General features: G+C 64.5%; 26 protein-coding genes and 2 tRNA genes. 17 read left to right on the forward strand and 11 right to left on the reverse strand.

Features of this window, described 5'->3' with window-relative positions; genetic code table 11:
- Positions 1-151: 151 nt before the first annotated feature.
- Positions 152-1546, forward strand: a complete 1395-nt coding sequence (gene lpdA / locus KJP29_RS11050) for a dihydrolipoyl dehydrogenase (RefSeq protein ID WP_218463612.1) — start codon at positions 152-154, stop codon at positions 1544-1546.
- A gap of 81 nt (positions 1547-1627) precedes the next feature.
- Here lpdA and KJP29_RS11055 read toward each other — a convergent pair whose 3' ends face one another.
- Both KJP29_RS11055 and KJP29_RS11060 read right to left on the reverse strand, forming a co-directional pair.
- The gene (locus KJP29_RS11055; protein WP_218463613.1) at positions 1628-2680 is read right to left on the reverse strand and encodes a methyltetrahydrofolate cobalamin methyltransferase; all 1053 of its coding nucleotides are present in this window, start codon (positions 2678-2680) and stop codon (positions 1628-1630) included.
- Between the two features lie 3 nt (positions 2681-2683).
- Positions 2684-2995 (reverse strand): virulence factor, encoded by a 312-nt coding sequence (locus KJP29_RS11060; RefSeq protein ID WP_218463614.1) that lies wholly within the window; start codon positions 2993-2995, stop codon positions 2684-2686.
- 232 nt (positions 2996-3227) lie between these two features.
- On the opposite strand from KJP29_RS11060, the gene KJP29_RS11065 reads away from it, so the two are divergent.
- Together KJP29_RS11065 and KJP29_RS11070 are read left to right on the forward strand one after the other, a co-directional pair.
- Positions 3228-4340, forward strand: a complete 1113-nt coding sequence (locus KJP29_RS11065) for a Ppx/GppA phosphatase family protein (protein ID WP_218463615.1) — start codon at positions 3228-3230, stop codon at positions 4338-4340.
- Entirely contained in the window at positions 4340-5119 is a 780-nt protein-coding gene (locus KJP29_RS11070; protein WP_218463616.1) for an RlmE family RNA methyltransferase, read from the forward strand. Before KJP29_RS11065 ends, KJP29_RS11070 begins: the two co-directional genes overlap by 1 nt.
- 20 nt (positions 5120-5139) lie before the next feature.
- Here KJP29_RS11070 and KJP29_RS11075 read toward each other — a convergent pair whose 3' ends face one another.
- From KJP29_RS11075 to KJP29_RS11090, 4 genes are all read right to left on the reverse strand, one after another.
- Complete coding sequence (locus KJP29_RS11075) at positions 5140-5481, reverse strand: hypothetical protein (RefSeq protein ID WP_218463617.1); 342 nt, start codon at positions 5479-5481, stop codon at positions 5140-5142.
- Positions 5478-5918, reverse strand: coding sequence for a peptide-methionine (R)-S-oxide reductase MsrB (gene msrB, locus KJP29_RS11080; RefSeq protein ID WP_218463618.1), 441 nt, complete (start codon positions 5916-5918; stop codon positions 5478-5480). Before msrB ends, KJP29_RS11075 begins: the two co-directional genes overlap by 4 nt.
- 86 nt (positions 5919-6004) lie before the next feature.
- Positions 6005-6940: a pirin family protein gene (locus KJP29_RS11085; RefSeq protein WP_218463619.1), complete on the reverse strand. Its 936-nt coding sequence runs from the start codon at positions 6938-6940 to the stop codon at positions 6005-6007.
- A gap of 3 nt (positions 6941-6943) precedes the next feature.
- Positions 6944-7225, reverse strand: coding sequence for a GNAT family N-acetyltransferase (locus KJP29_RS11090; RefSeq protein ID WP_218463620.1), 282 nt, complete (start codon positions 7223-7225; stop codon positions 6944-6946).
- 138 nt (positions 7226-7363) lie between these two features.
- Here KJP29_RS11090 and KJP29_RS11095 point away from each other — a divergent pair, with 138 nt between their 5' ends.
- Together KJP29_RS11095 and KJP29_RS11100 are read left to right on the forward strand one after the other, a co-directional pair.
- A complete protein-coding gene (locus KJP29_RS11095) occupies positions 7364-7723 on the forward strand; it encodes a helix-turn-helix transcriptional regulator (protein WP_218463621.1) in 360 nt (119 codons plus the stop codon).
- Positions 7707-8189, forward strand: coding sequence for an SRPBCC family protein (locus KJP29_RS11100; RefSeq protein ID WP_218463622.1), 483 nt, complete (start codon positions 7707-7709; stop codon positions 8187-8189). The genes KJP29_RS11095 and KJP29_RS11100 overlap by 17 nt, the downstream gene beginning before the upstream one ends.
- Before the next feature lie 43 nt (positions 8190-8232).
- On the opposite strand, the gene KJP29_RS11105 is transcribed toward KJP29_RS11100, so the two are convergent.
- A tRNA-Ser gene (locus tag KJP29_RS11105) sits at positions 8233-8322 on the reverse strand.
- Positions 8323-8490: 168 nt separating this feature from the next.
- Between KJP29_RS11105 and KJP29_RS11110 the strand changes: the two genes are divergently transcribed.
- The 9 genes from KJP29_RS11110 to KJP29_RS11150 all read left to right on the forward strand — a co-directional run bounded on the left by KJP29_RS11110 (position 8491) and on the right by KJP29_RS11150 (position 16303).
- The gene (locus KJP29_RS11110; protein ID WP_218463623.1) at positions 8491-9321 is read left to right on the forward strand and encodes a DUF2059 domain-containing protein; all 831 of its coding nucleotides are present in this window, start codon (positions 8491-8493) and stop codon (positions 9319-9321) included.
- Between the two features lie 218 nt (positions 9322-9539).
- Positions 9540-10142 carry a 50S ribosomal protein L21 gene (gene rplU / locus KJP29_RS11115; RefSeq protein WP_218464929.1) on the forward strand — a complete coding sequence of 201 codons (603 nt, stop codon included), beginning with the start codon at positions 9540-9542 and terminating at the stop codon, positions 10140-10142.
- A 12-nt stretch (positions 10143-10154) separates the two neighbouring features.
- Positions 10155-10424 carry a 50S ribosomal protein L27 gene (gene rpmA, locus KJP29_RS11120; protein WP_218463624.1) on the forward strand — a complete coding sequence of 90 codons (270 nt, stop codon included), beginning with the start codon at positions 10155-10157 and terminating at the stop codon, positions 10422-10424.
- Positions 10425-10617: 193 nt separating this feature from the next.
- Positions 10618-11169 (forward strand): GNAT family N-acetyltransferase, encoded by a 552-nt coding sequence (locus KJP29_RS11125; RefSeq protein WP_218463625.1) that lies wholly within the window; start codon positions 10618-10620, stop codon positions 11167-11169.
- Between the two features lies 1 nt (position 11170).
- Positions 11171-11677: a GNAT family N-acetyltransferase gene (locus KJP29_RS11130; protein ID WP_218463626.1), complete on the forward strand. Its 507-nt coding sequence runs from the start codon at positions 11171-11173 to the stop codon at positions 11675-11677.
- A 101-nt stretch (positions 11678-11778) separates the two neighbouring features.
- Positions 11779-12828 carry a GTPase ObgE gene (obgE, locus tag KJP29_RS11135; RefSeq protein ID WP_218463627.1) on the forward strand — a complete coding sequence of 350 codons (1050 nt, stop codon included), beginning with the start codon at positions 11779-11781 and terminating at the stop codon, positions 12826-12828.
- Positions 12825-13928, forward strand: coding sequence for a glutamate 5-kinase (gene proB, locus KJP29_RS11140; RefSeq protein WP_370630889.1), 1104 nt, complete (start codon positions 12825-12827; stop codon positions 13926-13928). The genes obgE and proB overlap by 4 nt, the downstream gene beginning before the upstream one ends.
- A gap of 119 nt (positions 13929-14047) precedes the next feature.
- Complete coding sequence (locus tag KJP29_RS11145; protein ID WP_218463629.1) at positions 14048-14977, forward strand: hypothetical protein; 930 nt, start codon at positions 14048-14050, stop codon at positions 14975-14977.
- Positions 14978-15049: 72 nt separating this feature from the next.
- Positions 15050-16303: a glutamate-5-semialdehyde dehydrogenase gene (locus KJP29_RS11150; protein WP_218463630.1), complete on the forward strand. Its 1254-nt coding sequence runs from the start codon at positions 15050-15052 to the stop codon at positions 16301-16303.
- Positions 16304-16309: 6 nt separating this feature from the next.
- Here the strand turns inward: KJP29_RS11150 and KJP29_RS11155 are convergent, their stop codons facing one another.
- The gene (locus tag KJP29_RS11155) at positions 16310-16894 is read right to left on the reverse strand and encodes a histidine phosphotransferase family protein (protein WP_218463631.1); all 585 of its coding nucleotides are present in this window, start codon (positions 16892-16894) and stop codon (positions 16310-16312) included.
- 30 nt (positions 16895-16924) lie between these two features.
- Here KJP29_RS11155 and KJP29_RS11160 point away from each other — a divergent pair, with 30 nt between their 5' ends.
- The 3 genes from KJP29_RS11160 to KJP29_RS11170 all read left to right on the forward strand — a co-directional run bounded on the left by KJP29_RS11160 (position 16925) and on the right by KJP29_RS11170 (position 18886).
- Positions 16925-17110: a DUF3553 domain-containing protein gene (locus KJP29_RS11160; protein WP_218463632.1), complete on the forward strand. Its 186-nt coding sequence runs from the start codon at positions 16925-16927 to the stop codon at positions 17108-17110.
- A gap of 127 nt (positions 17111-17237) precedes the next feature.
- Positions 17238-18020: a GNAT family N-acetyltransferase gene (locus tag KJP29_RS11165; protein WP_218463633.1), complete on the forward strand. Its 783-nt coding sequence runs from the start codon at positions 17238-17240 to the stop codon at positions 18018-18020.
- On the forward strand, positions 18017-18886 hold the full coding sequence (locus KJP29_RS11170; RefSeq protein ID WP_218463634.1) for a lysophospholipid acyltransferase family protein: 870 nt from the start codon (positions 18017-18019) through the stop codon (positions 18884-18886). Before KJP29_RS11165 ends, KJP29_RS11170 begins: the two co-directional genes overlap by 4 nt.
- Here the strand turns inward: KJP29_RS11170 and KJP29_RS11175 are convergent.
- The 3 genes from KJP29_RS11175 to KJP29_RS19300 all read right to left on the reverse strand — a co-directional run bounded on the left by KJP29_RS11175 (position 18883) and on the right by KJP29_RS19300 (position 21551).
- The gene (locus tag KJP29_RS11175) at positions 18883-19989 is read right to left on the reverse strand and encodes a 2'-deoxycytidine 5'-triphosphate deaminase (RefSeq protein ID WP_218463635.1); all 1107 of its coding nucleotides are present in this window, start codon (positions 19987-19989) and stop codon (positions 18883-18885) included. The genes KJP29_RS11170 and KJP29_RS11175 overlap by 4 nt on opposite strands.
- Before the next feature lie 109 nt (positions 19990-20098).
- Positions 20099-20175 (reverse strand) — tRNA-Pro (locus tag KJP29_RS11180).
- Between the two features lie 62 nt (positions 20176-20237).
- A complete protein-coding gene (locus tag KJP29_RS19300) occupies positions 20238-21551 on the reverse strand; it encodes a MerR family transcriptional regulator (RefSeq protein WP_255553578.1) in 1314 nt (437 codons plus the stop codon).
- Positions 21552-21555: the final 4 nt, after the last annotated feature.

Genomic DNA, 21555 nt, shown 5'->3' on the forward strand with positions numbered 1-21555 from the left:
ACGCGGACTTTCGAATCGGTTACGGTCCAAGGGTCCGTCGGCACTGCTGGCGGGCCTTGTTCCATGCGGGCTTGCCGCGCGCACGCTGGGTCCATTGTGCCCCTTCAAAAAGTAGTTTAAGGGTAAACTACTTTTTCAGAGGGAGTTAGACATGGCCGATACCAGCTTTGATGTCATCGTCGTGGGGTCCGGGCCCGGCGGCTATGTCGCGGCGATCCGCGCCGCCCAGCTCGGGCTCAAGACGGCCGTGATCGAGCGCGATCATCTGGGTGGGATCTGCCTCAACTGGGGATGTATCCCGACCAAGGCGCTCCTGCGCTCGGCCGAGGTCTACCACCTCATGCACCGCGCCAAGGATTTCGGCCTCTCCGTCGAGAAAGCCGATTACGATCTCTCCGCAGTTGTCGCGCGGTCGCGTGGCGTGGCGAAACAGCTTTCGGGCGGGGTCGCGCATCTTCTGAAAAAGAACAAGGTGACGGTCGTCATGGGCGCCGGCAAGCTCGCCGGGAAGGGCAAGGTCGAGGTCAAGACCGACAAGGGGACCGAAACGCTCACCGCCAAGAACATCATTATCGCCACGGGCGCCCGCGCGCGGGAGTTGCCGGGGCTGGAGGCTGACGGCGATCTGGTCTGGACCTACAAGCACGCCCTGAACCCGTCCCGGATGCCGAAGAAGCTCCTCGTCATAGGCTCCGGCGCGATCGGTATCGAGTTCGCAAGCTTCTTCAATACGCTCGGCTCGGATACCACGGTGGTCGAGGTGATGGACCGCGTGTTGCCCGTAGAGGACGCCGAAATCTCGGCTTTCGCCAAGAAGCAGTTCGAGAAGCAGGGCATGAAGATCCGCGAGAAATCGACGGTCAAGAAGCTTGACCGTGCCAAGGGCAAAGTAACGGCGCATATCGAGGCTGGCGGCAAGACGACGACGGAGGAGTTTGACACCGTGATCTCCGCCGTCGGCATCGTCGGCAACGTCGAGGGGCTCGGGCTCGAGGAAGCCGGGGTCAAGGTCGACCGGACCCATGTCGTGACCGACGAATACTGCCGCACAGGTGTCGAGGGGCTTTTTGCCATTGGCGACATCGCCGGCGCGCCCTGGCTTGCCCACAAGGCTTCGCACGAGGGGGTGATGGTCGCGGAACTCATCGCCGGCAAGCACGCGCATCCGGTGAAGCCCAACTCCATCGCGGGCTGCACCTATTGCCAGCCGCAGGTCGCAAGCGTCGGTTATACCGAGGCCAAGGCCAAGGAACTGGGTTACGAGGTCAAGGTCGGCAAGTTCCCTTTCATCGGGAACGGAAAGGCCATCGCGCTCGGCGAGCCCGAGGGGATGGTGAAGACCGTCTTCGATGCCAAGACCGGCGAGCTTCTGGGCGCGCATATGGTCGGGGCCGAGGTGACCGAGCTGATCCAGGGCTACGTGGTCGGACGGCAGCTCGAGACCACGGAAGAGGACCTCATGAACACGGTCTTCCCGCATCCCACCCTGTCCGAGATGATGCACGAGAGCGTTCTCGATGCTTACGGGCGGGCCATCCATTTCTAGAGCCACGCTTACTGGTAACGAAAATGGCGCCCGAGGGCGCCATTTTTTGTGACCATACGGTCGCGCAGGGGGGGGCGGGCGTCAGCCCCGCCGACGCCGCCCACCGCGCCGCCCGCCGGCGGCACCGGCGCTGCTGCTGCCGGGCTGGTTGAAGCGGATCCATTCGGCGCCGTGGGCGTCGTTGTTGAGAAGGAAGTTCGCGGCGCGGATCGCTTCCATCTCCTTGCCGGGGCGATATTGGGTGGAGCCCAGACCAAAGAGCGTCACGAAGGTCTCGTCATCCATGTCCTCGGGCAGGAAGACACCGGCGGCTTCGACCTCGGCGCGCTTCTCGGCGATCTTTGTCTGCGTCACGGGCAGGGCGAGTGGGTTCATGATGGCCGAGGTCATCCCGGCGGCCGCCGCCATGGGCAGGAAGGCGTTGTTGATGCCGTGGCGGTTGGGCAGCCCGAAGGATATGTTCGAGGCACCGCAGGTCGTATTCACGCCAAGCTCGTCGCGCAGGCGCCGCACCAGCGTGAAGACCTGCAAACCGGCGGTCCCCATCGCACCCACCGGCATGACCAGCGGGTCGACGACGATGTCATGCGCCGGGATGCCATAGTCCGCCGCGCGCTGGACGATCCGCTTGGCGACTTCGAAGCGCACGTCCGGGTCCTCGGAAATGCCCGTGTCGTCGTTGGAGATCGCCACAACCGGCACGTTGTATTTCGCGACGAGCGGCAGGACGAACTCCATGCGCTCTTCCTCACCCGTCACCGAGTTGACGAGCGGACGGCCCTTGGCGGCCTTGAGACCGGCTTCCAGCGCCGCCGGAACCGAGCTGTCAATGCAGAGCGGCACGTCGACCAAACCCTGCACAAGCTCGATCATCGCCGTCATGAGCGGCGGTTCCGTTTCGTTGGGGTTGGGGTTGGAGTTATAGACCACGCCTGCGTTCACATCGAGAACCGTCGCACCGCAGGCGACCTGCGCCACCGCATCGCGTTCCACGGTCGAATAGTCGCCCGCTTCCAGCTCGGCTGCGAGCTTCTTGCGGCCCGTGGGGTTGATGCGTTCGCCGATCACGCAGAAGGGTTCGTCGAACCCGATTGTCACGGTCTTGGTTGCAGATTCGAGAACGGTGCGGGTCATTGCTTATCCTTGGGTCGTTGGGGCGAAGCCCCCGTTGGAAATCAGCGCCTTGAGGCGGTCTGTGTCATATTCGGCGTCAAGCTTCGCGGCCTGCGCCCGGGCAATCTCTGCGTCGTCGCCCTCGACGGAAAAGGCATCGGCCTTGCGCCACTGGGCGAGGTAGTCATCGGTTCCGGCAAGGCCCGAGGCCATGGCGGCACGGTCGATGGCCTGTTCGAAGCGTTCGGGCAGGGGGGTCTTGGCGGCCTTCCTGCCACGGCCCACGATCACCTGCGCAGGAATGTCGCGCCAGTAAACGATTGTGACGTCAGCCATGTGTCTCTCCCTTCCGCCCGCAAGCTATCGGCCCCACCCGGGGCCGCGCAGCAAATTGCGACATTTCGCAGGGTGATAGCGGCTTGCGACAGATTGCGCCACGTCCGAGCCGGAAATCAGGCTTGAAAGTTTCACATATTCATCTTCGACGAAGGGTTTCCTATCACAGCGCTTGCCAGAGATTGCCGCGGACATTACCTTGAGGATAACTCGATATGGAGGGCGTTACGTCATGGCGCCCAAGCGTCCCGAAGGTGCGGGCGCGTTCCCGAAAGCGGTCGAGCAGCCCGCGCCGCAAAGCCCGGATCCAGACAGCCTTTATGCCGCCCTGGACCTTGGCACAAACAGTTGCCGCATGTTGATTGCCCAACCAAAGGGCAATCAGTTTCATGTGGTCGACAGTTTTTCGAAGTCCGTTCAGCTGGGGCAGGGGCTCTCGGCGAGCGGGCGGTTGTCGCGTGCCTCCATGGCGCGCACGGTGCAGGCGCTCAAGATCTGCCAGCGCAAACTTCAGAAACACGATGTGATCAACATGCGACTCGTGGCAACCGAGGCCTGTCGGCGTGCCTCCAACGCCCGTGATTTCATGGGCTATGTGACGCGCGAAACCGGTCTGAAGCTCGAGATCATCAAGCCAGAGGAAGAGGCGCGGCTCGCCGTGATCTCCTGTGCGCCGCTCGTGGCGACGCGGACCGAGCAGCTCCTTGTCGTGGATATCGGCGGCGGCTCGACCGAATTGGTCTGGCTCGACCTGTCCCATGTCCCCAAACGCGAGCGGCAGAAGTCGATCATGCGGCTTCACAAGGGCTTCGAGGGCGATCCCGGGCCTTTCCCGGTGGCCCGCGTGGTGGACTGGATTTCCGTGCCCTTGGGGGTCGCGACCCTGCGCGAACAATTCGACGACGTCGACGACGATGCGGCGCGCTTCGCGCTCATGTCGTGGTATTTCGAGGAACAGCTTGGCGACTTCAGTCCCTTCCACAAGGCACAGGCGCGCGAGGGGTTTCAGATCATCGGCACTTCCGGCACCGTCACCACCGTGGCCGCGACCCATCTGGGCCTTCGCCGCTATGATCGCAACAAGGTCGACGGGCTGCGCATGACCTCGGACCAGATCGACAAGGTGATCCGGGGCTATCTGGCCGCAGGACCGGACGGACGGCGCAACGACCCGCGCATCGGCAAGGACCGTCAGGCGCTCATCATGTCGGGCGCCGCGATCCTGCAGGCGCTCTTGCGCGTCTGGCCCACGGACCGGCTTTCGGTGGCGGATCGCGGGTTGCGCGAGGGGCTGCTTTACGCGCAGATGTCCTCCGACGGCGTATTGGAAGACGGGCCTTTCTGATGGCGAAGAAGACGACAGGGAAATCCGGGGCGGGCAAGGGCTCCTCCGGTCGGGGGCAGCGTGACCTTCGCGTGAAGGTCAAGACCGCGCGTGGACGCAAGCTCTCGTCCACGCTCTGGCTCGAGCGGCAGCTGAACGATCCCTATGTGAAACGCGCCCAGGCCGAGGGCTTCCGGGGCCGGGCTGCCTTCAAGATCCTCGAAATCGACGACAAGTTCCGCTTTCTCGTGCCCGGCGCCCGGGTGGTGGACCTTGGCTGCGCGCCGGGGGGCTGGCTTCAGGTCGCGGTCGAACGGGTCAACGCCCTGGGCGAGAAAAAGGGCAAGAAGATCGGCACCGTGCTGGGTGTCGATCTTCAAGAGGTCGAGCCGGTCGCCGGGGCCGAGGCCCATGTCCTCGACTTCATGGAGGATGACGCCGATCTCAAGGTGAAGGACTGGCTCGGGGGCCGGGCCGATGTGGTCATGTCCGACATGGCGGCGGCCTCGTCCGGGCACAAGCAGACCGACCACCTGCGTATCATCGCGCTTTGTGAAACCGCCGCTCAATTCGCCTTCGACGTGCTGGACGAGGGCGGGACCTTCGTCGCCAAGGTGCTGGCCGGCGGAGCCGAAGGCGAGCTTCAGAAGCTCTTGAAGCAGAAGTTCACCAAGGTCGTGAACATCAAGCCGCCTGCGAGCCGCTCAGATTCGTCCGAGAAATTCGTGGTCGCCACCGGGTTCAGGGGCAGCGTGGCCGGGGAGGATGAGACCGAGGACAGGCCGGAGAGCGAGGGCTGACGGAAGCCGCCCACGCAAGCTCAGGGACAGGCTATGGGCAGGAAACTCGTCGTCATGCCTTCCGACACCACCATGAGCGCGAGCATGTCGGCGGCCTCCATGTCGGGGCCGGGTTTGGGGCAGACCGGGGTGCGAAGCTCGCAACGGGAGGTAACAAAGGCATCCATGCCCTCCACGAAGGTCGCGCTCATGTCTGCCCCCTTGCCATCGAGCACCGCGCTCCAGGCCCGCTCGAACCGCGCGCATTTCTCGTCGCGCCAGCCGGGCGTCAAGTCGGTGCCGGGCTCCGGCGCCTGCGGTCCGGTTTCGGCCAGACCGGCGAGCGGCAGAGTCGCAAGGCAGATGAACGCCGCCGCTTTCACTCCACCTGGTCCAGATAGGCGCCGTAGCCTTCAGTCTCCATGTCCTCGTAGGGCACGAAGCGCAACGATGCCGAGTTGATGCAATAGCGCAGCCCGCCCCGGTCCACCGGACCATCGGGGAACACATGCCCGAGATGACTGTCACCATGGGTGGAGCGCACTTCGGTCCGGATCATCCCGTGGGTCGTGTCGCGCAGTTCGTTGATATGTGCGTCGTCGATGGGCTTCGTGAAGGACGGCCAGCCACAGCCGCTTTCGTATTTGTCCGAGGAAGCGAAGAGCGGCTCGCCCGACACCACGTCGACGTAGATCCCGCGCTCCTTGTTGTGCAGAAGCGCGCCGGTGCCGGGGCGTTCGGTGCCCGACTGCTGGGTGACGTAATACTGCATCTCGTCCAAAGCGGCGACGACATCGGGGTTCTTTTCATATTTGGCCATGGGTGTCTCCTCTGCGTTGCCGCCAATATGGGACCGGGCAGGGTGCGCGTCACCCCGTCCGACTGTTGCAACGGGTCAATTCCCGGTCACCCGCGCGCCTTGGGATGCGGCACGAATTCCTCGGTGTCCCCCGGCGGCAATGTGAACCGCCCATGCTCGAAGTCGCCGCCGATCCAGGCTTCCTGTGCCGCTTCCAGTTTCTCGCGCGACGAGGCGACGAAGTTCCACGAGATGTAGCGCGGCCCGTTGAGTGTTTCGCCGCCGAGCACCATGACCCGGGCTCCCGTAGGACCGGCTGTCAGCGCCACGCGGTCGCCGGGGCGAAACACGCCCATCCGGTGCGGTGCGAAGACGTCGCCCGCAACTTCGACCTCGCCTTCCATCACATAGAAAGCCCGGTCCTCGTGGTCGTCCGGCATCGGGAGCGTCGCATGGGGCGCAAGCGTCACATCGGCGTAGAACATGTCGGAGAAGGTCCTCACGGGGGCAGCCTGTCCCCAGACCCGACCCACGATGAGCCGCGCGCTCACCCCGTCGACTTCGATCACCGGCAGATCGCCTTTCGCGTGGTGCTCGAAGCTGGCGTCGTCATCTTCACGGTCCTCGGGCAGCGCCACCCAAGTCTGGATGCCGAAGAGGCTTTGGCGGCCCACCCGGTCCTCCTTCGCCGAACGTTCGGAATGGGTGACGCCATTGCCCGCCACCATCCAGTTGACCGCGCCCGGTGTGATCATCCGGTCGGAACCAAGGCTGTCCAGATGCCGGAACTGCCCCTGGTAAAGATAGGTGACGGTTGCCAGCCCGATATGCGGATGCGGGCGCACGTCGAGCCCGTCGTCGATGAACTCCACCGGCCCCATCTGGTCGAAGAAGATGAAGGGTCCCACCATCTGCCGTTTCGCGGCAGGGAGCGCGCGGCGCACCTCGAACCCGCCAAGGTCGCGGGCGCGCGGCACGATGACGGTCTCCAAGGCGCCGGGATCGGTCGCAAGGGTGGGGTCGAACCCCGGAAAATGGCTCATGGCTTATCCTTTCACGTCGGCCCAGTCGGGGTGGCGGTCGAACTGAGCATGGGCGAAGGGGCAAAGCGGCACCAGTTTGTAGCCTCCCGCCCGCGCATCCTCGACCGCCCGTTTGACGAGCAGGGCGCCCGCACCCTTGCCCCGGAGCGCATCGGGCACGCCGGTATGGTCGATGATGAGCATCGTATCGGAAAGTCGGGAATAGGTCATCTCTGCCTCGTGCCCATCGATCACAAGGGTGTAGCGTCCCTTGCTTCCGGTCTCTTCACGTCGAATGTCGGTCATTTGCGGCCTCCGGACCTCGCTGTTCCAGCCAACATGGTCCTGAGGCGCCCCTTGTGAAATCCCGACCGCCGCACAGGGTCAGGGCAGGGGCGCACATAGCGCTTGCCAAAGGCCCCAAACGGTCAAATACTGAACCACATGGATCAGTATTCAGAACCCGGCGTCGACGCCACCTTTTCCGCGCTGTCGGACCCGACCCGGCGCGGTGTCCTCGACACGCTTGCGCAAGGCGACGCCTCGATCACCGACCTCGCTGCGCGTTTTTCCATGACCCTGACAGGGATGAAGAAACATGTCGGCGTGCTGGAGCGCGCGGGACTCGTCTCCACGCAAAAGATCGGGCGAACCCGGACGTGCCGGCTTGGCGCGCGCGATCTTTCTCAGGAGGCCGCGTGGATCGAGGACCACCGCCTGCGCTGGGCCGCCCGCTTCGATGCGCTCGACACTGTCATTCAAGAGATTTCACAAGAGGATGAGTCACATGGCAAAGACGCTTGACACCACCTCCGACCGCGTATCCGACACCGAGCTTGTCACAAGGCGGACCTTCGCCGCCCCGGCGCGCGTGGTCTTCGAGGCCTGGACCCGGCCCGAACACATGCTGCGCTGGTGGGCGCCGGCGTCTTTCGGGATCACCTTCATCTCCTGCAAGATGGACGTGCGCACGGGCGGCGGTTACCGCTTCGAATTCGGACACCCGGACTTCGACGGCCCGATGGCCTTCCACGGCACCTATCTGGAGGTGATTCCCGACAAACGGCTGGTCTGGACCAACGCCGAGACCGAGGAGGGATCAGTCACGACGGTGACCTTCGAGGAGGAAAACGGCAGAACCCACCTCACGGTCCATGATCGCTATCCGTCGAAAGAAGCGCTGGACGACGCCATCGCTTCCGGCAGCACCGGAGCCTTTCCGGAACAATTCGCGGCGCTCGACGATTATCTGGCAGGCCAACCCGCGTGAGGCGGGAGTTGTCACTTCTGAATATGCTATCGGCAGGGGATAGTGGCGGAGAGACAGGGATTCGAACCCTGGGTGGAGTCACCCCCACAACGGTTTTCGAGACCGCCCCGTTCGACCACTCCGGCACCTCTCCGCGGGGGTCTGGTGGAGCGCGATTTACAGAGCGCCAACAGCGAGTGCAAGGGATGTTTTGAAAAAATCCGGCGACCCGTTGCCGGTTCGTTGATCATTTCGTGAGATTCCTTGTTTGCAGGGGGCGTTCTCCATAGGTTTGTCTCAGTTGCCAACCTGGGAGAGCACCATGACCTTCAACCGTCTCATGACCGGTGCCGCCGTGGCTGTCGCTGCGATCTGCTTCGGGGCGGCGCTTGTCGCTGCCGATCGGGACACATCGCGCGAATTTCTTGAAGTCACCGGCTTCGACGTCGCGATCACCTCGCTCCAGCAAGGGGCGATGAACGGGCCCGGCATTGCCGGGTCCGATCCCGACGCGTTCGGCAGCGAATGGGTCCGTCTCGCGCGCGAAATCTTCGAGCCCGAGGCGATGATCGAAGAGACGCTCGACATGATGGAAGCGATCATGCCGCAGGACCTCGTGGATCATGGCATCGCGTTCTACGAAACCGAGCTTGGCCAACGGCTTGTCGAGGCCGAGAATGCGGCGCAGATGAATGACCCGGACACGCAATACGCCGAGGGCGAGCTGATCGTCACGCGGCTCGCGGACGAAAACCCGGCACGGATCAACGAATACCGCCTCATGTCCGACGCCATCGGCGGTGTGGACAGTTCCGTTCGCGCCGTGATCGAGCTTCAGGTGCGTTATCTGACCTCCGCCATGGCTGCCGGCGCCTCCGACATCCAGTATTCCGAGGCGGAACTTCGCGAGATCCTGAAGGATCAGGAACCGCAATTGCGGGAGGCGATCCAGTCGTCGGGAATTCTGGCCTCGGCCTATGTCTATCGCGACTTTTCCGATGACGACGTGGTGGCCTACCGCGAGGCGCTCGAGGATCCCGAGATGATGCAGGTCTATGAAATCCTCAACGGCATCCAGTATGAGATCATGGGCGACCGCTACGCCAAGCTTGCCGCGCGGCTCTCCGATCTCGCTCCGCAACAGGACATCTGAACGCGGTCGAGCAGGCCCGCCGCTTGGTGGGCTTGTTTTCCTTGACTTGAAGGCTGAATGCCCCGATATACGCGGCTCCTGCACCCGGGGCGACTCGCGTGTGGGGGACAAGTTTTGCAACAACGTTCCGAACGGAACGCGCTGTCCGAGGCCGGGGTTGCCCCGCAGAACGCCGGAATGCCGGGGCCACAGGATGCGGAAACATGAAGGAAGACCATATGTTTGCGGTCCTCAAGACCGGCGGCAAGCAATACAAGGTCCAGGCGGGCGACGTGCTCCGCGTGGAGAAACTTGCGGCCAATGCCGGCGACAAGATCCAGTTCAATGACATCCTGATGGTCGGAACGACCCTCGGCTCCCCCCTCGTCGAAGGCGCGGGCGTGCAGGCCGAAGTGATCGAGCAGATCAAGGCGGACAAAGTCATCAGCTACGTGAAGCGCCGTCGTAAGCACAGCTCGCAGCGCAAGCGTGGCCACCGCCAGCAACTGACCCTCGTGCGTATCACCGACATCCTCGAAAAGGGTGCGGAGAAATCCGGCGTGACCGCCGCGATCGGCGCGCGTTCGGGCACCGCTCCGGCCCCGGCCGCCGCTCCGGCGAAGAAAGCCGCAGCACCCAAGGCCGAAGCGAAAGCCGAAACCGCCGCTGCCGCAGGTGACGACCTCACCGCAATCAACGGCGTGGGCCCCGCGATGCAGAAGAAGCTCGTGGAAGCCGGCATCACCACCTACGCGGACCTCGCGAAAGTCGACCCCGAAACCTTCGAGGCCGTCAACGTGAAGCCCGAGTGGGTTGAAGAAGCCAAAACTCTGGCGAAGTAAGGAGAGAGCGAAATGGCACATAAAAAAGCTGGTGGTAGCTCCCGCAACGGCCGCGACTCTGCGGGCCGTCGCCTTGGCGTCAAGAAATACGGTGGCGAAGCCGTCATCGCGGGCAACATCCTCGTGCGTCAGCGCGGCACCAAGGTCTGGGCCGGCAACAACGTGGGCATGGGCCGCGATCACACCCTTTTCGCAACCGCCGATGGCGAAGTGAAGTTCACGAAGGGTCTCAAAGGCCGCACCTTCATTTCCGTGCTTCCGGCAGCAGAGGCTGCCGAGTAAGCCGAGACCCCGAGGTCAGCAAAATCAGGGGGATCGGCGAAACGCCGGTCCCCCAAATCGTTTCAGACGCGACGGAGGGGAGGCCGGACCGTCAAGCGACTTTCAGCACATGTTCGCAAGCCCGGAATTGAACGAGCGGCTTGCGACCTGCGGCTTTCGAGGAGGAAAGACCGTGATACCAGAAAGACAAACCATGCAGGTTGAGGCGGCGAACGAGCAGGCGATCATCGAAACGGACCGCTTCGTGCTGCGCGCGCCGCGACTGTCCGATGTCGGGCTTCTGGCGCATTACTCCGGCGACAAACGGGTCGCCGCCGAGACGCGCTCGATCCCGCACCCGCTCGCGCCCGGTGTGACCGAGAGTTTCGTGACCCGCGCGTTGAAAGCCGACCGGGTCGAAGACGTCTGGGTCATCGACGGCTCGGCCGTGGAAGGCGGTGAACGTGGGCAGGAAGTGCTGGGTGTCGTCAGCCTCACCCGCATGGACCGCAACCAGAGCCAGCTTGGCTACTGGGTCGCGCCGCCCTGTTGGAACACCGGCATCGCGTCCGAGGCCGTTCAGGCGCTCGTCGCGGCGAACCCGCTGGGCAACGACACGCTCTTTGCCGAGGTGTTTCAGGACAACCCGGCCTCGGCCCGGGTCCTGACCAATGCGGGTTTCCAATATGTCGGCGACAGCGAGACCTATTCGGTCGCCCGCAATGCCAATGTGCCGACCTGGACTTACAGCCGAAAGATGCGCTGACGTGACCGGGGCCGGGCGCATCGAGGTGATCGAAACCGCCCGGCTCACCCTTTGCCGGCAGCGGCCCGAGGACGCTCGCGCGCTCGCCCGGCTCATGGCCGATTGGGACCTGGTGCGCATGACGGCAACCTGGCCCCATCCGGTGACCGAGGATTTCGCTCGCCATCGGATCGAGGAACGAATGGGCGCACCGGGGTTCTATGCCCTCGCTTGGCATAGCGCCGAACTCATCGGCATGGCTCACGTCGCCGAGCGGGCTATCGGTTATCTTATCGCCAAACCGCATTGGGGCAGGGGATATGCCACCGAACTGGCCACGGCGCTTGTCGAGCATGGCTTCCAGTCCCGGAACGAACCCTTCCTCGAAGCCAAGGTCTGGGAAGACAACCCGGCCTCGTCCCGCGTCCTCCTCAAGCTGGGGTTCACGGAGGTCGGCCGCCATACCGCGATGAACCGTGCGCGCGGGCAGGAGCTGTCCGGCATCGACTACCGCCTCGAGCGCCCCTGATCCCGGGCGTTTGCCCCGACGCCCACCCTTGAGGCAGCGCGCGTTTCCCTCTATCGCTTGCCCCGAACGACGAAAGGCCCAAACCACGAAAGGCCAGCCCCATGAAATTCCTCGATCTAGCCAAGGTCTATATCCGCTCCGGCAGCGGGGGAAACGGCTGTGTCTCCTTCCGGCGCGAAAAGTTCATCGAATTTGGCGGGCCCGACGGCGGTGATGGCGGGCGCGGCGGTGACGTGGTCATCGAGGTGGTCGAGGGGCTCAACACCCTCATCGACTTCCGCTACCAGCAGCATTTCTTCGCCAAGAACGGCGCGCCGGGCTCGGGCAACCAGCGCACCGGCAAGTCGGGCGACGACATCGTGCTTCGGGTGCCTGTGGGCACTGAAGTCATCGACGAGGACGAGGAAACCGTCATCGCCGACCTGACCGAGGTGGGCGAACGGCTGGTCATTGCCAAGGGCGGCAACGGCGGCTTCGGGAACCTCCATTTCAAAACTGCCACCAATCAGGCGCCGCGCCGGGCCAATTCCGGGCAGGAGGGGGTCGAGCGGACCCTCTGGCTGCGTCTCAAGCTGATCGCCGACGTCGGGCTTCTGGGCCTTCCGAACGCGGGCAAGTCGACCTTTCTCGCGGCGACTTCGAACGCGCGTCCCAAGATCGCGGACTATCCCTTTACGACGCTCGTTCCGAACCTTGGCGTCGTGGGCGTGGACAACGTCGAATTCGTGGTGGCCGACATTCCCGGTCTGATCGAAGGCGCGCATGATGGGCGGGGGCTCGGGGACCAGTTCCTGGGCCATGTCGAACGCTGTTCGGTGCTTCTCCATCTTGTCGATGGCACCTCCGAGACCGTGGTCGAGGATTACCGTACCATCATCCACGAACTCGAGGCCTATGGCGGCGTCCTTGCGCAGAAGCCGCGCATCACGGTCCTGAACAAGATCGACGCGCTTCTGGACGAGGAACGCGAGGAGAAGCGGGAGGCGCTTGCCAAGGCCTGCGGCGAGCACGTCTATGAGATGTCCGGGGTCGCCAAGGATGGCGTGACTTCGGTCCTCCGGGCGCTCAAGGCCGAGATCGGGGCCGAACGCTTCCGCCGCAAGAAGGCCGAAGGGGGCGACGAAGAGGAGAGCGGGACTTGGCAACCGTGACTCTCGCCACCGCGCGCCGCGTGGTGGTCAAGATCGGCTCGGCGCTTCTGGTCGATGCGGCGACGGGCGCGCTCAAGTCCACATGGCTCTCCGGTCTGGCCGAAGATGTGGCCCGGCTCAAGGCGCGGGGCGCGGATGTGGTTCTGGTGTCGTCCGGGTCCATCGCGCTCGGGCGTGGCGTTCTGGGACTGCCCTTGGGTGGACTGCCGCTGGAACAGTCTCAGGCGGCCGCCGCAGTCGGACAGATCCGCCTCGCGCGCGCCTATGAAGAGGTCCTGTCGCCCTTGGGGATCACCACGGCGCAGGTTCTCGTCACGCTCGAGGATTCGGCGGATCGGCGGCGCTATCTCAACTCGCGTGCCACGCTCGAGACGCTTCTGGGCTTCGGTGTCGTGCCCATCGTGAACGAGAACGACACCGTGGCGACCGACGAGATCCGCTATGGCGACAACGACCGCCTCGCGGCGCAGGTCGCGGTGACAGTGGGCGCGGACCTGACGGTGCTCCTGTCGGACGTGGACGGCTTCTACTCTGGCAACCCAAAGACCGACCCTGCCGCCGAGCATTACCCGGTCGTCGAGGAAATCACCCCCGCGCTCATGGCGATGGCGGGCGACGCCGGGACCGGGCTGTCGAAAGGCGGGATGAAGACCAAGCTCCTCGCCGCGCAGACGGCGACGGCGGCAGGCTGCGGGTTGATCATCACGGAAGGGAGCCGCCCGAACCCGCTGGCGGCTCTGGAAGCGGGCGAACGCTCGACGCTTTTCGTGGCGCGGCAGGACCCCTCTGCGGCGCGCAAGCACTGGATCGGTTCGATGAAGCCGCAGGGCACGGTGGCCCTCGACGAAGGCGCCGTGCGCGCGCTTCGGGGAGGTAAATCGCTTCTCCCGGCGGGCGTGACGCAGGTGACGGGCGATTTCGGGCGCGGCGAACCGGTGGAGATCCTCGGACCGGACGGGTCCCATATCGGCGCCGGGCTCGTGCGCTACACGGCGCATGAGGCGCGGCGGCTGATCGGCAAACGGTCCGACCAGATCGAGGAGACGCTGGGCTATCCCGGCCGTGCCGCGCTCATCCACCGGGACGATATGGCGCTTTAGAGGGCACATCGGGCCCGGTCCTGCGCCCCGACGCCTGGGTTCGTTCCTACGATCTTTGGATTTCGGCCAGGATGTGTCATGCTTTCTGCATTCGAGACATCCATTTGGAGGCATGCACGATGCGTCCTGAAGCCGTTTTCCCTGCCGCGCCGACTTTGGCGATGCTGCCCATCATATTGTCCGCCGTGCTGATCTTCGTTGCCATGCCGGGCTGGTCCCAGACCGGCGAAGACGGGTGGCAAGTCTTCCCGACTGAAGACAACACCGAATGTATCGTAGGGCGCACAGAGGCGCCCTATACCCTCTTCTTCGAGATGAATTTCAACGATGACGACCGTCATGCGTTGATCGTAGTGAACAAGGCCTGGTCCCTTGAGCGGGTGGTTGAACTCGCCCGGCTGGAGCTTGTCGGTCGCGGCGGCATCTCGGTGCCTACGGTGTTTGGCGGGAACCGGATTTCGCTGGTGTTTCCAGCCAAGGACGACGCCAACAACGCGCTTCTGCTGACCGAGCTTGGCAAGGCCGAGATCGTCGAGGTGCAGAGCGACCGTTTGCCTGATGGGGGAAAGGTTTCCGTGCCGGTGACCGGGTTTAAGGATATGCTGACACGCCATGATTTGTGCCTGAGGAACATCGAGAACACGGCCGATTTGGCGGCGATCAATGAGGAGCGTGCTCGTGTGACCCAGGCGATTTGCGATAATGCGCTCAACGGCTTGACACTTCTCGTCATGCTGACCAGCAATTACACGCCAGACCAAGAAGAAACCATCGGCTCGATGGCCGAAGCATTTGCCAAGTGCGATCAACCTTTCATGGGGCAGGCAGTGCGCGCGGCCTTGCTGGACAAGGACTATAGTTCCGCCGCCGCCGGCCTTGGTGACCTTTGTGGCGCGGGCTACGTTCCCGCCTGTCATTTTGCCGCGGTCCTTGGCGGCTACGGCAAGAACCCCCGTGTAACGCCCGTCGCGGCGCGCACGACGTTGGAGCGGCTTTGCGACGACGGCCTTCAGATCAGTTGCAGGGTGCACGACGAATGGAACCGCTAAGCGCGCGGCTGCCTTTCCTTTGACGTTGCGCCCGGCCCGTCTTATCTAAGCCCCAGCCAGAAGGAGGCTCCGATGAAAGACGCTGACAACATTCCCGCCCTGATGCAGGACCTTGGCCGCCGTGCCAAAGCCGCCGCTGCGGAGTTGGCGTTCGCGCCATCGGAAGCCAAGCGCCAGGCGCTCGAGGCGGCTGCGGACGCCTGCTGGGCGCGGCGTGACGAGGTCATCGCGGCCAATGCCAAGGACCTCGAATTCGGGCGCGAGAAGGGGCTGACCCCGGCCATGATGGACCGGCTCCTCCTGGACGAGGACCGGATCAGGTCCATGTGCGACGGGCTGCGCGCCGTCGCCGCGCAGGACGACCCCGTGGGCGCCGTAATAGCGGAATGGGATCGTCCCTCTGGCCTTCATATCAAACGCGTGCGCACGCCTTTGGGAGTGATCGGCGTGATCTATGAAAGCCGTCCGAACGTGACCGCCGATGCCGGTGCGCTCTGCCTGAAATCCGGCAATGCCGTTATCCTGCGGGGCGGATCGGAGAGCTTCCATTCCTCCGGCGCGATTCACGCCTGCCTCGTCGAGGGGCTGCGCTCGGCGGGGTTGCCCGAAGACGCGATCCAGCGCGTGCCGACCCGCGACCGCGAGGCTGTGCGCGAGCTCTTGACCATGACCGATTACGTGGACGTTATCGTGCCGCGCGGGGGCAAAGGGCTGGTGGGCCTTGTCCAGCGCGAGGCCCGCGTGCCGGTCTTTGCCCACCTTGAAGGCATCGTGCATATTTTCATCGACAAGGCCGCCGATCCCCAGAAGACAATGGACGTGGTGATCAACGCCAAGACCCGGCGGACCGGGATCTGCGGCGCGGCGGAGTGTCTGCTCGTGCACAGGGACGCCCTGCCGCTTGGGCAGGCCGTGCTTGATGCGCTCATGTCGAAAGGCGTCGAGGTGCGGGCCGGGGAGGGCTTGACCGGGACCGTGGCCGCGACGGACGACGACTGGGGCACGGAATATCTCGACTCGATCATCGCAGCGAAGGTCGTCGACGATCTGGACGGGGCGATCGCGCATATCCGGCAGTATTCCTCGTCACACACCGATGCGATCATGACCGAGGACGACGCGGCTGCCGCGCGGTTCTTCCAGCGGCTCGACAGTGCCATCCTGATGCGCAACGCCTCTACCCAGTTCGCGGACGGTGGCGAGTTCGGGATGGGCGCCGAGATCGGAATCGCCACGGGCAAGATGCATGCACGTGGGCCGGTCGGGGCCGAACAGCTCACCAGCTTCAAGTATATCGTGGAAGGCGACGGGACGACGCGCCCGTAAACTTTCCTAGAAAGTCAGGTGAAGCCGGGTGTCGGTGATCTCGACACCCAGCGACCTGCCTTGTGCCCGAACCTCGGGAAGGACGAGGCCGAAGTGAACCTTGGCGGGGGACAGGGCACCTCCGCCCCCCGTCAGATGTCCCCAATCCCTGTCGTCGATCTTCATCCGCTCGGCGCGTCCCGTGACCGACCACTGGCCCACCGCCTCGCTGACCGTGATGGTGCCACCGAAGGGCATCGCGCTTTCGCAGCAGGTGGCAAGGAGGAAGGCGAGTTTCGTCTCCGGACGGGGACAATCGCCCGGCACGCGCCATTCCATCTTGGCCTTGCGCCCGGCGTCCGCGAGCGCCGAGGTAATTTCGTCGGCCCGAACGATCTGCCCGCCGGACGCGGTGCCGAAGGCGATCCGGAAAAACCGGATCCGGCCCGACGCGCTCTCGAGGCTCTCGCGCATGAGCGCGGCTTCCGGGCTGTCCTCGCCACCCGACAGCATCAAGAGTTCGAGCCCATTGCCGATTGCGCCCAAAGGGCTGATAAGGTCATGGCAGATGCGGCTGCCGACGAGCGCCACCAGGTCGTTCGTGTCGCTCATGGTGAAACCTCAAACCCTGAAAGCGCGTGCATGGACCATCTTTCTTCTCTTCTCGAACCGGGCATGCTCGTCCGGTTGCCGACTGAACCCGATTGGGGCCTCGGGCAGGTGCAATCCAACATCCACGGCAAGGTGACCGTGAACTTCGAGAACGCGGGCAAGCGGGTCATCGACATCTCCCAGGTCGCCCTCACACCGGTCTTCGACGAAGACTGAAGCCGGGCCGGGTCATGGAAGGCTATCACAACCTATAGGTGTGTAAAGACCGGAGGACGGTGCAGCGCGGTTGCCAAAGCCCCCCTCGGATCATAGAACCCGTGAAAAGAGGGAGAGCGCCCGCCAGATGTCCGCAGTAAGCCCGCGATACGAGCTTCGCATCGCCGAGACGATGGGCGAGGTGCGCGACGCGCAACGTTTGCGCTATCAGGTCTTCATCGAGGAACTGGGCGGGTCCGGGCCGGATGTCGACCACGAGGCACGGCTGGAACGCGACGAATTCGACGCCCATTTCGATCATCTGGTCCTTTACGACCGGAACCGGACCGGCGACCAGGCGGTCGGTGCCTACCGCGTGATGCGCGACGATCAGGCGGCCCGGATCGGGCGCTATTACTCGGAATCGGAATACGATCTGTCGGCGCTGAAGGCATCCGGGCGGAAGCTGCTCGAGCTCGGGCGCTCCTGCGTCCATCGCGACTACCGCGGGGGCGCTGCATTGGCCCAACTCTGGGTCGGGCTTCTGAACTATACGGACGCGCATGCCATCGAAGTCATGTTCGGCGTGGCGAGCTTTCGCGGCACCGAGCTTCAGGCGATCCGCGAGCCATTATCCTATCTGCACCACTTCCATCTTGCCCCGCCTGAGTTGCGGACCCGGGTGCTCGACGCCTTTTACCAAAGCGCCGATCTGCTGGCGAAGGATCAGATCGAAACGCGCGAGGCTATGAGCCAGATGCCCGCGCTCATCAAGGCCTACCTACGGCTGGGCGGGGTCATCGGTGACGGGGCTTTCGTGGACGAGCCTTTCAACACGACCGACGTCTGCATCATCGTAGACCTGCCCAAGGTGCCGCCCAAGCAGCGGGCGATGTACGAGAAACTGGCGCGCCGGGAGGGCCGGGGGTGAACGAGCCCCGGTCCGCGGCATCCTGGGACGATGGCAGTGAGCGGCCCGACCTTCATGTGTCGGCGCCTGGCTGGGTCGTCGCGGTCCTCAGGGTCATTCCGCTCTTCGTGGTGCTGGCGATCGGGCTTGTGGCAACGCTGGTGATGCTGCCGCTGGAGCGCCTTGTCGCGGGCGAAAGCCGGCCCATAACGCCAACCATCACGCGGCTCGTCTGTATCGCGGCGCTGGCCATCCTCGGCATCGGCTGGCGCGCGAAGGGCGTTCCCATGCGGGGCCCTGGCGCCGTGGTGGCGAACCATTCCTCCTGGCTCGACATCTTCGTCCTGAATGCGCCCAAGCGGCTCTATTTCGTCTCGAAGGCCGAGGTGCGCGACTGGCCGGGAATCGGCTGGCTCGCGCGGGCGACGGGGACGGTCTTCATCCGGCGGGACCGACGGGAGGCCGCCGCGCAGGTGGGCGAGTTCCGGCGGCGGTTGTCACTTGGGCACCGCCTGTTGTTCTTTCCCGAGGGCACCTCGACCGACAGCCGGCGGGTGCTGCCCTTCAAGACCACGCTTTTCGCGGCGTTCTTCGCCGATGGCCTGCGCCAGAACATGTGGGTGCAGCCGGTGAGCGTCGTCTACCTCGCGCCGAGAGGTCGAGACGACCGGTTTTACGGCTGGTGGGGCGATATGGACCTCGGGCCTCATCTGCTGGCCGTGCTGGGTGCCGTGCGGCAGGGACGAGTCGAGATACACTACCACGACCCGGTGCGTGTCGCGGACTTCGCTGACCGCAAGATGCTTGCGGCCCACTGCGAGGCTGCGGTGCGGGGTCCGGTCCTCAGTGCGCTTGTGCAAGAGACCGTCGGGAGCGGTGGCGCCTAGCGCGGCGACTTGAAGTGCTTGGCGAGCTTCAGGCCCTGTCCCTGATAGTTCGACTTCAGGTCAGCGCCGTAGAGCGTTTCGGGGACTTCAGCCATGCGCTCATAGACGAGCCGGCCCACCACCTGACCGTGTTCAAGCACGAAGGGCGCTTCGTGGCAGCGCACCTCCAGCACGCCGCGCGATCCCGTGCCGCCGGCTGCGTCATGGCCGAAGCCGGGATCGAAGAAGCCTGCGTAATGCACCCGGAATTCACCGACCATGGCGAGATAGGGCGCCATTTCCGCCGCGCAATCGGGCGGGATATGCACGGCTTCGCGGCTGACAAGAATGTAGAAAGCGCCGGGGTCCAGGATGATGCGCCCTTCGGTCGTGTGGATGGGCTCCCAGAACTCGGCGGGGTCGTAGTGGTTGATCAGGTCGAGGTCGATGACGCCGGTATGGGGCTTCGCTCGATAGCCGACGAGATCGCCGTCCCCGGGCTTCAAATCGACCGAGAACCCGAGGCCGTGGTCGATGACGGCAGGCCCGTCGACGAGCCGTTCGGTGGCGTGGCGGTTGCGCAGTTCGTCGTCCGTCAGCACGGCCTGACCGGCCCGGAACCGGATCTGGTTCAGGCGCATGCCGGGTCGCACGAGGACCGAGAAGGACCTTGGGCAGATCTCGGCGTAGAGGGGACCTTCATAACCCGGCGGGATTCGGTCGAACTCGGTGCCGCCATCGGTGATCGTCCGCGTCAGGAGGTCGAGCCGTCCGGTCGAGCTCTTTGCATTGGCGACGGCCTGCACACCCTCGGGGAGCGCGAGGCGCTCCATGAGGGGCACGACATAGACTGCGCCTTTTTCAAGCACAGCGCCCTGCGACAGGTCGATGCGGTGCATCTCGAACTCGGACAGCCGGTCCGCCACGGTCCGGCCATCGCCGGCCAGAAACGAAGCCCGCACGCGGTAGGCGATTGTGCCGAGCCGGAGGTCGAGCGAGGCGGGCTGGATCTGCGGCGCGGTGATCGCGGGATCGGCGGAAATCGTCCCGGTGTCGATCATCTGGCGCAGGATCTGGGAGGGAAGGACGCCGGTGCCCGTGCGCGTAAGCGTGCTGTCGGTCATCTGTGATGGCTCCCTCTCCTTGCCAGCCGTTTGGGCTGGATACTTCCACTCGGGGGCCTCGATACACGAACGCCCGCCCCATGACAGGGCGGGCGGTTCGGTGGAGTATTGGTCGGGCTAGCAGGACTTGAACCTACGACCTTCCGTCCCCCAGACGGACGCGCTACCAGACTGCGCCATAGCCCGACGTGGGGCCCTAGATAGCGATTTTCGCGGGCGTGACAAGGGCTCTGGCGCATGAATTTTCGTTACAGGCGATCGGCTGGACCGTCCGTGCCACCGGCATTGGATTTCAGTGCCTGAAGCCGCTCGGCGATGTCGCGGAGCATTGCGACGGGCAAGGTGTCGCCCGCGTCGCGAAGCTCGCGAAGTCGCCGCGCGACAGGGCGAATTTCGACCAGCGCTTCGTCCGTGAGGTCTGGTCCGACGTCCGGCATGACAAGGCGTGGACGTTCGGGTTCGGGCGCGGGCGCAACCTCCGGCGCGACGGGATCTGCTTCCCGTTCGGGGTTCTGAGACACGTCGGCCTCAGCTACCGTGAAGACGTTCTCGGTTTCTTGGTCTGCGTCTGTATCCGTCTCAGCGGGCGAGATGCGTTCCGCGTCACCCCTCGACAGATGCGTCGCGTCGACATCGAGCGCAGTGGAGGCATCCTCGTCCGATTGGGGCTCGGGTGGGGTGAGCGTCGAATCGTCGTGGGCCGAGACCGTCAATGCGGGGCTGGGGTCTTCGTCCTCCGATGCCGCCGACTCGCTGTCTCTCGTATCTTCCTCGGCAGCCAGCGCGTCGGGGACTTGCGTCCCTTCGCCCGTGGTTTCCGCAACGAGGCTTGCGATGCCCGCATCCTCTTCGACCGCAAGCGGCGAGACTTCGGTGGCCTCCTCGGGGATGTCCGACTCCGTCGGTTCCAGCGTCACATTCGGTGCGCTGGCGAAGGGGTTGAAGTCTGCCGCGTCATCCGGCGATGCGTCTGCATCCGGTGCGACGGCCTCCCCGACAGGTTCGGCCACATCCTTCTCATCCACGGTCTCGAAAGACACCGGCGTCACGTCTTCCAGCTCTTCGTCAGGGCCGGGGGCATCCAGGGCCACATCATGGTTCGCCATCGCGTCGTCCACGGGTTCGGGCATCGCGTCTTCCGCCTCGGAGGCATCGACGTCCTGAACCTCCGGGGCTTCCTCGGGCGCCTCGAGGATTTCCGCGTCTTCGACCGGATCCGCTTCCTGCGTCGATCGACGCGAGCGGTCGAGCGGGACCACGTTGCTTTCGGGTTCCGCTTCCAGATCGAGCGGCTGCGACATGGCCGCGACGTGTTTCACACCTTGCTCGCGCAGGAGTTTTTGCACGCCGCGAATGGTCAGGCCGTCATCATGCAGGAGCTTGCGGATACCGCCGAGCAGTTCCATGTCCGAGGGACGGTAATACCGCCGTCCACCTGCACGCTTCACCGGCTTGACCTGTGTGAAGCGGCTTTCCCAGAAGCGCAGGACATGGGTCGGCACGCCCAGCCAATCGGCCACCTCGCTGATCGTGCGAAACGCATCCGGCGACTTGTTGTCCATAGCT

The sequence above is a fragment of the Maritimibacter sp. DP1N21-5 genome, assembly GCF_019218295.1.
Taxonomy (GTDB): Bacteria; Pseudomonadota; Alphaproteobacteria; order Rhodobacterales; family Rhodobacteraceae; genus Maritimibacter.